Below are 11914 nucleotides of genomic sequence, written 5' to 3'. Positions count from 1 at the left end.
GCTCTCGTTAATCTATTCACGGGTTAACAGACAAAACAGTCAGTTTTGCAGCACCGATGAAACCAATAGTTGGGTGTAGGGATGATGGGGATCGTCTAGTACTCGATCGGTCAGGCCGCTTTCGATAACCTGACCCTCCTTCATCACCAGCAACCGGTGTGCCAATAGCCGGGCCACACCGAGATCATGAGTGACAATCACCACTGCCAGTTGCATTTCCACCACCAGATTGCGCAGTAAATCCAGTAGTCGCGCTTGTACTGATACATCCAGGCCACCCGTCGGTTCGTCCATAAATACCAGCTTGGGGTGGGTCACCAGATTGCGGGCAATTTGCAGACGTTGTTGCATGCCGCCGGAGAAGGTAGTGGGTAAGTCATCCAGGTGTGATAGTGGGATCTCGACATCCTCCAGCCAGCGCCCTGCTTGTTGGCGGATGTCGCCGTAATGGCGCTGGCCAATAGCCATTAGACGCTCGCCGATATTGCCACCGGCGGAAACCTGTGGGCGCAAACCATCCAGTGGATGCTGATGGACCACCCCCCATTCGGTGCGCAGTAAACAGCGGCGCTGACTTTCAGCCATCTGATATAAATCAACTGGTTGCTGGGCACCAGAGTGGTAAATAACCTGCCCATGCTGTGGCGGCAACCGGGCAGAAATCGATTTTAATAAGGTGGTTTTGCCAGAGCCGGATTCACCGACAATTCCCAATACTTCACCGGGATAGAGCTGGAAAGAGACGTTGCTAAACCCCTTACCTGGCGCATACAAGTGTGTGAGATTCTCCACTGATAGCAGTGGGTGAGCGGCTGCGGATGATGAAATAACCTGTTCGGAAATCATTGAATATTTACCTCTTGTGCCGCCAGTTGCTGCTGGCAAAAATCAGTATCAGAACAGACAAACATTCGGCTGCCCTGATCGTCCATCACCACTTCATCAAGATAGCTGTGGCGCGAGCCGCACAAGGCACAGGGTTCATCCCATTGCTGCACGGTAAATGGGTGATCGTCGAAATCCAGACTTTCCACCTTGGTAAAGGGAGGCAGGGCATATAACCGCTTCTCGCGACCGGCCCCGAACAGTTGCAGCGCGGGCATCATGTGCATTTTGGGGTTATCAAATTTTGGGATCGGTGAAGGGTCCATCACGTAGCGATCGTTCACTTTGACCGGATAGGCGTAGGTGGTGGCGATATGGCCGTAGCGGGCGATATCTTCATACAGTTTTACCTGCATCACGCCGTATTCTTCCAGCGCATGCATTTTGCGCGTTTCGGTTTCGCGTGGTTCGATAAAGCGCAGTGGCTCTGGGATCGGTACCTGATAGATAAGGATCTGATCTTCGCTCAGTGGTGTTTCAGGAATGCGATGCCGGGTTTGGATCAAGCTGGCATCGACAGTGCTTTCGGTGGTCGTCACCCCGCTGACGCGCTGAAAAAAACGGCGGATAGAGACAGCATTGGTGGTGTCATCTGCCCCTTGGTCGATCACTTTTAATACATCTTTGCGGCCAATCAGGCTGGCGGTCAATTGAATGCCACCGGTGCCCCAACCATAAGGCATCGGCATTTCCCGCCCGCCGAACGGCACTTGATAACCGGGGATCGCCACTGCTTTTAGCAGCGCGCGGCGTAAAGTCCGTTTGGTTTGCTCATCCAGGTATCCCAGATTATAACCGGTGAGAACCTCAGTCATGGCGTGGTTCCTGTTCTTGAGAGGATGGCTGTTGCGAGGCGAGTAAGTGCTCACGACGCAGGCGTTTTAGCAATTCCAGTTCCGCTTGAAAATCTACGTAATGCGGCAGTTTAAGATGAGAAACAAACCCCGCGGCTTCGACATTATCGGCATGGGAGAGCACGAATTCTTCATCCTGCGCCGGGCTGGTGACCTTTTCGTCATATTCGCGGCTTTGTAAGGCTCTATCCATCAGCGCCATCGACATCGCTTTGCGCTCACCACGGCCAAACACCAGACCATAACCACGTGTAAAGTGCGGAGGTTCTGATTCCGGGTTGACAAAGCCATTCACCATCTCGCATTCGGTCAGTAAGATTTCGCCGATATCAATAGCAAATCCCAGTTCTTCAGGCTGAATTGAAACGGTCAGGTGACCGGTGCGGATCTCGGCGGCAAAGGGATGGGTGCGGCCATAACCACGTTGCGTGGAATAGCTCAGCGCCAGCAGAAAGCCTTCGTCACCACGGACCAATTGTTGCAGCCTGGCCGAGCGATTGCAGGGATAAACGGGGGGATTGCGGGTGATATCTTCCGGCGGAGTACCGTCATCTTGCTCTGTCAGGGCAAGTTGCTCTTGAACTAATAAATCAAACACATGGGCACAGTTATTGCGTAATAAGTCATCGGATAATGTTTCGCCATCGTTGCGCGCTTGCGGTGCATCGCCTGCGGCCAGCAGGGTAAAATCCAGCAGCCGGTGGGTGTAATCATAGGTTGGGCCGAGCACTTGCCCGCCGGGCAAGTCTTTGTAAATGGCCGAAATACGGCGCTCTAGCCGCATATGCTCGCTTGCTAGCGGTTGGCTGACGGCCAAACGGGGCAAGGTTGTGCGGTAAGCGCGTAGTAGGAAAATGGCTTCTACTAAATCGCCGCTGGCTTGTTTAATTGCCAGTGCAGCCAGCTCGCGATCATAGATGCCCCCTTCGGTCATCACCCGATCAACCGCCAGACCGAGTTGTTGCTCAATTTGCTCACAATCGATCGCCGGGATCTGGCTGTCGCCACGCCGTTGCTGTTCCAGCAATTGATGGGCTGCTGCAATCGCTTTTTCGCCCCCTTTGACTGCAACGTACATCAGCACACCTCCACATGGGTGGTTCGTGGGATTGCCATCAGGTTCTCGCCACAGGTAAACAGAAAATCGATGCCAGCCGGAAATGCAGCAGGGCGGTTAAGCAGATAATTCAAGACGGTGGCGGGCAGGTGTGGTGCAACAGTGCGGCTGTGTTCAATACCTGGCCCGCGTAACCGTAATGGCATGCCGTGGTGTAGGCTGTCGGTCTGAATCACCACCGTAGTGGATTGTTCCGGTGACAGTTCATTACCTGCCGGGCAGGTGGCGAGTTGCTCTGCTGTTATCTCATTATTAAATAATGAAAAAGAGGATTTATCACCGCATGTCGTTAGGGGCGCACCGGTATGAAAACGCACATTGTGTTGCACGCTGTCACTATTAAGTGCTGCGTCGAGATAGAGTGGCGTCTCTTGGTCGGCCAGCGTGAGCAAAACACTGGTGGTTGCTGGGTTCAGTGGTTGCCAGCCGGTAGCATGGGGCAGTGTTACCAGCACGCCCGGTTCACTCAACGCTTTGAGAATACGACGAAAAGTGTGCTGCGCATCATCCACCGGATGCTCAAAATGGGTTAATAAGTTCATCAGTCCTCTCCCCGCACCAAGGTGAAGAAATCAACCTTACTGGCGGTGATAGCATCAGCGCGTAATTGCCGCCGTTCTTGTTGTATTGCGGCCAGTGGGTGAATCACGGTTTTCAGCAATAATTCATTCAACCCGGCGGGTTTACCCTTGACGGTGGAGAGTTGTAACAAGGCATCCAGCACGGCGCACAGCTCGGCATGAGGCTTATTACGCCCGGCAATGTAGCTGTAACCATAAATATCCGTGCTGTCGTTAAGCTTGATAACGGCACGCGTTATGGTCATATCACCAAGGATAAAACGGCGACCAGTAGCCCCCATCCGGGCCTGTAATTGGTTTAAACCTATCTCTGGGGCGCGGATCACCTGATATTCCGGTGATAAATTCAAGGCTTGCCAGTGAGCGAGCAACTCTGCTGGCTGGCAGTGGGCTAACACCGACATCCAGTTTTGCCGAGTGGTATGGCGAGTTTCCATTCAGTGCTCCATCGTCAATTCAATCATGTCGGCCCGCGTCAGGCTGACGGAGTATTCCGCCACCTGCTGGCTATCAACACAGATATTTAAGGTTCGCACACAGAGCAGCGGCGCATGAGTCGCAATCTCGAGTAAGCGGCTCTCTTTTGCCTGCGCACGACGTGCGCTGATGCGGGTTTGGCTACGACTCAGTGGTTGTTGTAAATGCTGGGTGATGAATTGATGCAATGAACCGGAGTTGAATTGTTGTAAAGCAGGCCACCAGCGCAGGTCTGGCAGGTAGTGATCGATAACACAGACTGGTACGCCATTAACCCGCCGCAGAGTACGTAAATGGATCACGGTGGTGCCTTCTGCCAGTGAGAGCGCTTTGGCTACATGCTCTATACACGGGCGCAAGACTGCGAGTAAGCGCTCACTGGTGGGGTCACTACCTTGATCCAGCAAGTTCTGGCTAAAGCGAGCATTAGCATGCAGTGGATAGTCATACGGGCGCATTAATACCAGCGTGCCGATGCCCTGGCGGCGTTGTAGCCAGCCACGTTCAACCAGTTCATCCACTGCCCGACGCAAGGTATGGCGATTAACTTGATAGCGATCAGCCAGTTGTTGTTCAGAAGGCAGGTAATCGCCACAACGATAGGCACCACGCAATTCCTGTTCTAATTGGGCCGCAATTTGTTGATAGCGGGTGGGGTAGCTGGTCGGTGGTCTAGATAAGTGCATGGTAGATATACCCTCTCAGTGCTATCCCCCTCATGGCCGTTTCTAGCCGCAGCGAAGCAACAGAAGTAGCAAAACGGACGAGCAGATGGCGGATAGTCATAGTGATAACCGGTAAGTGATCTCACCGCTATGCTGGCTGTTTTTGATGACAGTAGGGTTAAGCTGAGATGGTGGAACGATGAAGTTTTTGCGTTTATCGGTGCGGGTTTTATTGAGAAAATAGAGATTTTTATAAGAAAAAGTTTTATCGCATTATCAAAATGATACATATCCAGCCGATAAATTTTCATTTAAAACAAAAAATAAACATTACCTTAACCTGAGTGAAACATAAGTGTCTCTTATAGTTATTTTACGCCGCTGTGGCGTTCTCTCTGGGGGGTTATGCTATGAGCCCTAATAATATCAGCCGTCTGAGCACAATCAGTTTGGTAATATTGCTTGCCAGCTCACTTGCGGCATGTAGTGGAAGTGGTGGTGGTTCTCACAATACTGCGAAGAATAATGCGGGTCAGGCCGCCGGTGGAACTGGTTCTGGTAGTGATGGCAGTGGCGGCGATGGTAATGGTGGCACTGGCTCTGGTGGCGGCTCTGGCGGCGGAACGGGCGGAGGAACAGATAACGGTGGTGGGACAACCGCGAATAATTCCGCGGTCGGGAATGTGGTTAGTGGTGTCGGTACCGCCGTAGATGGTGTCGGCAATACGGTCAGTGATGTTGTCAGCCAAACACCTGTCGGCAGCTTGCCAATCGTCGGTGGTGGTTTGGTCACCGTGGTTGACAGTGCAGGTAATGCAGTCAGTGAGGTTGGGACCGGATTACAGAATGGCGTCGGCCAATTAGGAAATAATCCTAATGCTTTAGGCACGACAGCCGCCAGTGTACCGAAAGCAGTCGCTGATGTCGGTACTGGTGTTTCAGGATTGGGAGGCACGGTCTCAGGTATCGCTGCTAATACACCATTGGGCGGTGTTACTAGTACGGCAGGTGGGCTGGTGGATAAGACCGGTGGTGCGGTAACGTCCATTGGTAATGGGCTGGCGCAAGACCTGCAAACCGGTACCACCAGTAAGTTGACGACCGCAGCGACCGGCATAGTGACGCCGGTGGTGGGTCAGGTACAAGACATTACGCAAACCGTAGGTGGAACCACGGGGATTGGCGCGCCGGTTAATAACTTATTGACCGCGGTCGGCGGCACCGTTGCGGCGACGGGGACACAAGTGGGTACGAGTGTGCCAACCTTAGCGGGCGTGGGCCAGGTATTACAAGGCACCGGGCAGGCAGTTGAGAAGGCCGGTGGTCTGGTCACTCCTCCTGCGTCAACTGGCGGTTCGAATGGCTTATTGGCGGGCGTTACCACGACCTTGACTCCCAGCACCGGTGGCAGTAATAGCGGGTTGCTGGCAGGTGTGACTAACACCGTTGGTGGCATTACCGGTGGGTTGACTGCGGGCGTCTCCGCTAACGCAAATGCCAGTGCGGGGGGAGGCTTGGGCGGAATATTAAAACCAAAAACCAATTAAAAATATAATGAGATTTGCTCTCCCTTACTCTCTGGGGAGAGCCTCGCTGTCTGACGATAATAAAAATAGGCTATTAAAATTATAATTTAATGTGCGCATAAGGAAATATTCTATGAATAATAGAGTGTGGCTGTTATTGTTATTTGGCACTGGTGGTATATGGCAATATAGTGCATGGGCCAATACGGTTCCCATGTTGATTGATCAGAATAATCCGTCCAGAATATCACGTGACATTGCTAAGCCCCAAACCACACGAACAGTACCACCTGCTATTTCAGTGTCTGCTCCCAATGCTAAGTTAACACTTGAAACCTTAATTGATGTGCAGCATATTCAATTTATTGGCGGTACACGTTATGATCTTAAGTTACTTCGTGAACCGTTCAACGGTTATATTGGTAAAAAAGTACCGTTAAAGAATTTATTGGTGGCAACTCAATCTATTACTACATTATATCAGCAAGACGGTTATATTCTCTCTTATGCTTATTTACCCTCAGATAACTTTATTAATGGCACGGTAAAAATAGGCTTGGTTGAGGGTTACATTGCCAATACGCGGATTCAAAGTGAAAATGTTGCGATAGGCCGCTGGCTAACCAAGCTATCACAGCGCATCATGGCAGAGAAGCCACTGACGCAGGACACCTTTGAACGCTACAATATTTTGATGAGCCGGACCCCGGATACCAAAATCATTGCCACGGCTAAAAACCCGGATAATATTTATGGCGCGACACTACTGGACGTTAAAGCCGAACATCCACGTAACTGGAATGTTAGTACTGCGCTGGATAGTCGCAAAGGAGTATACAGTGGTGTACTTAATGCAACCTTAAGTGGATTTACACCCTATGCCGAACAATTTGGTGTGGCAACGTTATTACCGCTCGACAGTAAAAATCGCGACCAATATCTTGGTTTAAACTATCAACAATATCTAGGGAGCAATGGATTATTACTACAAACCCGTGGCAGCTATTATAAGCAGGTTCCCAAAGACTATACCGATGTACTGACATTGTATCCGCAAGATATTACCTTATCAACGCGTTCCGAGCAGACGCAATATACCGGTGGTGTGGTATTGAGTTATCCATTGCAATTAACGCGCAAGCGGCAATGGACCCTGAGTGGTGGCGTAGATTATCTAGAGAAAAGTTACAATTTAAAAACTCGCGCCCGATTTAATACTGTTAATAATTATTTGCTGGATTTAGAAGAGCAGAATCAGCGAATGCGTTATCCGGCGGCTGAATTAGCACTGGCGGGTTATCAGGAATATACCCAATCTTATTGGAGCACCCGCGCCAGTGTGCGCAAAGGGATCAATGGTGCTCTGGCATCCAGTTCGGTACCGTGGGGCGACTTGGGCTTTACCCGCTGGAAACTCACCGGTGACGGGGCATATCTGATGGACGAGAAATGGCGCTTGAGTGCCTCGGCAGAAGGGGATTGGTCGGACAATGATTTACCCGAGGCCGAGCATGTCACTTTTGGCGGACTGCGCTTCGGCCGTGGTTATCCAGACAGTGACGCAACCGGGGATTATGGTTATGGCGGGCAGGTAGAAATGCGCTATCTGCATAACCGGGAACAGGGCAACTGGTTGAAGACGGTCCAACCTTATGTGGTTTTGGATACAGCCCACACGTGGTACAACTCTGCCATTTTCCCCGCGAAGAAGCTGGCTTCATATGCCGTTGGGGTGACCTTTGGTGACAACAAACACTATTCACTGTCATTGGAAGGGGCGAGGCCGATTGGCGACCTCCCCAGTGATAGCACACGCCGTGATTGGCGGTTTAATGCTACTTTGACCTATAATTTTGCCAATTAACGCAGGTGATGGATAACCTGATTACCGCTGCCACGCCAGATAAGCGAGGGATCTTTTAGATCTTGCACGAATTTGCCGTCAACCAACACGTTGATCAGATCAACCACTTGCTGTTGTTCGTCGGTCAGTTCAGCCAGGGTGTAGCCCGTCCAGACCCAAATATCTTTGCTATCGCACTCATTACGCACTCGCTTAACCAGTTGCAGTATCGCAGACAGGTTTTGCGGGTGCAGCGGATCACCGCCGGAGAGGGATAACCCTTGCCGATGGATGCGGGCGTCATTGAGATCAGCCACTATCTGATCCTCTAGTTCACGAGTAAATGGCTTACCCGAATTCAGTCGCCAGGTACTTTTGTTATAACAACCCACACACTCGTGCATGCAGCCAGAGACGAACAGCGTGCAGCGGGTGCCGGGGCCGTTGATGACATCGACCGGGTAGTATTGATGGTAATTTATAATCAGTGCCTCCCTTTGTACTTGGCGCTGCGGGGGTGTTGGCTGAGTTCGCAAACCCGAATCACTTGACTACTATGTAAGTTCATCGGGATGAGTTCGCTTGCCGGCTACCTGCAACTCCAATTACTTTGGGTAATATCGTATTAAGTGGTTAGCCCAGTTGTCCGTTCGCCAGATGTTTCACGCGCCGCTTCACTTCTTCTTGCTTACCGGCATTGAATGGTCGTGCATCCGGGCTCCCCAGATAGCCACATACTCTGCGGGTTACCGAGACTTTCGATGGCTCATGATTGCCACATTTCGGGCAGGTAAAACCTTTACTGGTACAAGAGAATTCACCGGTGAAGCCACATTCGTAGCACTCATCAATTGGCGTGTTAGTACCGTAATAAGGCACCCGACTGTAGCTGTAGTCCCAGACATCTTCCAACGCTCTGAGGTTGTGCTGCAAGTTAGGGTATTCGCCGTAACAAATGAAGCCACCGTTCGCCAATGGTGGGTAAGGTGCTTCGAAGTCCAGTTTGTCGTATGGGTTAACTTTCTTCTCAACATCCAGATGGAAGCTGTTGGTGTAATAGCCTTTGTCGGTGACGCCGTCCACCACACCAAATTCAGCGGTATCAAGGCGGCAGAAACGGTCACACAGGTTTTCACTTGGTGTGCTGTACAGGCTAAAGGCGTAGCCGGTTTCATTTTTCCAGCTATCTGTTGCTTGTCTCATCCGTTCGACGATAGCCACGCCTTTTTCACGCAACTTTTCGTCATCAAAGACATGGGTCTGATGACCAAACAGCGCATTAACCGTTTCATGAATACCGATAAAGCCCAGCGAGATGGATGCGCGGCCATTTTTAAAGATCTTAGAAACGTTGTCGTCGGCTTGTAAGCGCACGCCGCAAGCCCCTTCCATATACAGAATCGGAGCCACACGGGCTTTAATCCCTTCCAGACGGGCAATACGGGTCATCAGGGCTTTCTTGGCTAACAGCAGGCGTTCATCCAGTAATTGCCAGAACTGGGCTTCATCGCCTTTGGCTTCCAGCGCAATACGTGGCAGGTTGAGACTGATAACCCCGAGGTTATTACGGCCATCGTGGATCTGTTTACCCTCTTCTTCATACACTCCGAGGAAGCTGCGGCAACCCATTGGTGTTTTAAAGGAACCGGTTACTTTTACTACTTGGTCGTAATTTAGAATGTCCGGGTACATGCGTTTAGTCGCACACTCCAGCGCCAGCTGTTTGATATCGTAATTGGCATCGCCAAACTTGTGATTAAGACCGTCACGGATAGCAAACACCAGTTTCGGGAATACCGCGGTTTTGCGATTTTTGCCCAAACCGGCAATACGGTTACGCAGAATGGCCTGCTGGATCATGCGCGATTGCCAACTGGTGCCTAAGCCAAAACCGAAAGTGACAAAGGGGGTCTGACCATTGGCGGTGTGGAGGGTGTTAACTTCATATTCCAGCGACTGGAAGGCGTCGTAACACTCTTTCTCGGTGCGCGACATGGCATAACCGGCGGCATCAGGAATTTGCCACTCTTGAGCCACAGATTTATGTTTGTTAAAACTTTCAGTGACAAACGGGGCCAGAATTTCATCGATACGGTTAATGGTTGTACCACCATAGATATGGCTGGCAACCTGCGCGATAATCTGTGCGGTCACTGCGGTGGCGGTAGAAATGGATTTCGGTGGTTCAATTTCCGCATTACCCATTTTAAAGCCTTGGGTTAGCATGCCATCGAGATCAATCAACATACAGTTGAACATTGGGAAGAAGGGCGCGTAATCCAAATCGTGATAGTGGATTTCACCACGTTCATGCGCTAACACCACATCCCGTGGCAAGATATGCTGTTTGGCATAGTGTTTCGCCACAATACCGGCCAGCAGATCGCGCTGGGTGGGGATCACTTTACTGTCTTTATTGGCATTTTCGTTAAGCAGCGCTTTGTTACTTTGCTCAACCAATCCACGGATTTCCTGATTCAGGCGACCACGCAGCTCCCGCGAGATATCCCGGTCATGGCGATATTCAATATAGGCGCGGGCTAACTGCTTGTATTGACCGGCCATCAGTTGGTTTTCTACCGCAGTTTGGATGTCGCGGATATCAACTTTAGGCTGGTTTTCCATCGTCTGAGCGACCACACGGGCAACAGTTGCACAATAATCTGCGTCCACAACGTCAACAGCCAAGGCTGCGCGCTCGACGGCTTCCTTGATCCGCACCTCATCAAAAGGTACCTGACAACCGTCCCGTTTAATCACTACTGTTTTCACAATGCCTGCTCCTGTAGCCGGTAATAATTATCCACAAGAAATCTTATCCACAAGGCAAGCCGCAGCGGGTAAGGGCTGCGAGGGAGGTGTGGATGGTTTTGTGGATAACTACTACATATAGATGTTTGAATTCCTACAACCACTATATATGGGTAATGGCAGAAGTGACAGTCAACTAATTTGACTTAGAACAAGGAAATCGACGTTAGGTCTATTCCCTGCTCAGTGCGTCACAAAAACGATATTTTTATGTGACTTATTGTGCGGATAAAGCGTGATGTGGGCCGAAATGTTTTAACAGGAAATCAACCCAAACACGGACTCTGGGTGGTAAATCGGCAGAAGCATAATAAAGCCATACTGGGGTCGGGGCGGGCCAGTAACTCACCAATACCGGCATAAGGCTGCCATCGGCAAAGTGTGGCGCTGCATGCCATTGTGCCACATAGGTGATCCCCATATCCGCTAATGCGGCATGTAGCAGCATATCCGGCTGGGAAGAGATCAAACGACCTGATAACTCTAAGGATTGAACCTCATTATTCTGCTGCAATTGCCATTTTACTCTCCGGCCATTTGATGGATTACGGTGTATTAAACACTGATGTTGATAGAGATCCTGTGGGTTGGCGGGTGAACCATTGCGGGCCAGATAAGCAGGGGATGCCGCCAGCAGCATTTGCATTGGGTAAAACTGACGAGCAATCAAGCGGCTATCGGGATCGATGCGAGTGCCGATGCCGACATCAAATCCTTCTCCGACCAAATTCACCACTCTGGCCTCCAGTGAAAGATCCAAATCAATCTGCGGATAACGCGCCATAAATTTTGGAATAAGTGGCATCAACAGTTGGCGGCCAAAGCCGGGAATGACACTGACCCGCACCGTACCACTGGGTTGTTGCTCATCATTACGTACCGTATCCAGAGTGTTGGAAAGTGCCTGCCACAGTGGTGCCACTCGTGCCAATAATGTTTTGCCTTCATCCGTTAGCACCACGCTGTGGGTATTGCGCTGAAACAGACGTAGCGCCAGTTTTTCTTCCAGTACACGAATATTCTTGCTGACCGCAGCAGGTGTGATACCTAGCTGCCTGGCTGCGGTGGAGAAGTTGTCACTCTGAGCTGCGGTGAGAAAAGCGGGCAGTAAACGATGAATATCCAGAGGCAGCGACATAGTGGTTGATACCTTTA

11 protein-coding genes are annotated in these 11914 nt (G+C 50.8%); 2 read left to right on the top strand and 9 right to left on the bottom strand.

The window, feature by feature from the left end; translation table 11 throughout:
• Nucleotides 1-39: 39 nt before the first annotated feature.
• From phnK to phnF, 6 genes are read right to left on the bottom strand one after another with little or no spacing between them, the layout of a single operon-like run.
• A complete protein-coding gene (gene phnK, locus V2A84_RS16515; RefSeq protein ID WP_102970481.1) occupies nt 40-846 on the bottom strand; it encodes a phosphonate C-P lyase system protein PhnK in 807 nt (268 codons plus the stop codon).
• On the bottom strand, nt 843-1700 hold the full coding sequence (locus V2A84_RS16510; protein WP_083160858.1) for an alpha-D-ribose 1-methylphosphonate 5-phosphate C-P-lyase PhnJ: 858 nt from the start codon (nt 1698-1700) through the stop codon (nt 843-845). Before V2A84_RS16510 ends, phnK begins: the two co-directional genes overlap by 4 nt.
• Nucleotides 1693-2817 carry a carbon-phosphorus lyase complex subunit PhnI gene (locus tag V2A84_RS16505; RefSeq protein WP_442848194.1) on the bottom strand — a complete coding sequence of 375 codons (1125 nt, stop codon included), beginning with the start codon at nt 2815-2817 and terminating at the stop codon, nt 1693-1695. Before V2A84_RS16505 ends, V2A84_RS16510 begins: the two co-directional genes overlap by 8 nt.
• A complete protein-coding gene (gene phnH / locus V2A84_RS16500) occupies nt 2817-3398 on the bottom strand; it encodes a phosphonate C-P lyase system protein PhnH (protein WP_083160854.1) in 582 nt (193 codons plus the stop codon). Before phnH ends, V2A84_RS16505 begins: the two co-directional genes overlap by 1 nt.
• Nucleotides 3398-3874, bottom strand: a complete 477-nt coding sequence (gene phnG, locus V2A84_RS16495) for a phosphonate C-P lyase system protein PhnG (RefSeq protein WP_083160852.1) — start codon at nt 3872-3874, stop codon at nt 3398-3400. Before phnG ends, phnH begins: the two co-directional genes overlap by 1 nt.
• Complete coding sequence (gene phnF / locus V2A84_RS16490; protein ID WP_083160850.1) at nt 3875-4600, bottom strand: phosphonate metabolism transcriptional regulator PhnF; 726 nt, start codon at nt 4598-4600, stop codon at nt 3875-3877.
• 389 nt (nt 4601-4989) lie between these two features.
• Between phnF and V2A84_RS16485 the strand changes: the two genes are divergently transcribed.
• Entirely contained in the window at nt 4990-6126 is a 1137-nt protein-coding gene (locus V2A84_RS16485) for a collagen-like triple helix repeat-containing protein (protein WP_083160848.1), read from the top strand.
• A gap of 112 nt (nt 6127-6238) precedes the next feature.
• Nucleotides 6239-7969, top strand: coding sequence for a ShlB/FhaC/HecB family hemolysin secretion/activation protein (locus tag V2A84_RS16480; protein WP_442821304.1), 1731 nt, complete (start codon nt 6239-6241; stop codon nt 7967-7969).
• Here V2A84_RS16480 and nrdG read toward each other — a convergent pair.
• From nrdG to V2A84_RS16465, 3 genes are all read right to left on the bottom strand, one after another.
• The gene (gene nrdG / locus V2A84_RS16475) at nt 7966-8430 is read right to left on the bottom strand and encodes an anaerobic ribonucleoside-triphosphate reductase-activating protein (RefSeq protein WP_083163906.1); all 465 of its coding nucleotides are present in this window, start codon (nt 8428-8430) and stop codon (nt 7966-7968) included. The genes V2A84_RS16480 and nrdG overlap by 4 nt on opposite strands.
• Nucleotides 8431-8581: 151 nt before the next feature.
• Complete coding sequence (gene nrdD, locus V2A84_RS16470; RefSeq protein WP_083160844.1) at nt 8582-10720, bottom strand: anaerobic ribonucleoside-triphosphate reductase; 2139 nt, start codon at nt 10718-10720, stop codon at nt 8582-8584.
• Nucleotides 10721-10976: 256 nt separating this feature from the next.
• Entirely contained in the window at nt 10977-11897 is a 921-nt protein-coding gene (locus V2A84_RS16465) for a LysR family transcriptional regulator (RefSeq protein WP_083160842.1), read from the bottom strand.
• Nucleotides 11898-11914 lie beyond the last annotated feature (17 nt).

This window comes from Yersinia sp. 2553 StPb PI (genome assembly GCF_052217105.1).
In the GTDB taxonomy this organism is placed as follows: Bacteria; Pseudomonadota; Gammaproteobacteria; order Enterobacterales; family Enterobacteriaceae; genus Yersinia; species Yersinia enterocolitica_E.
This window is presented reverse-complemented; position numbering and strand designations above follow the sequence as displayed.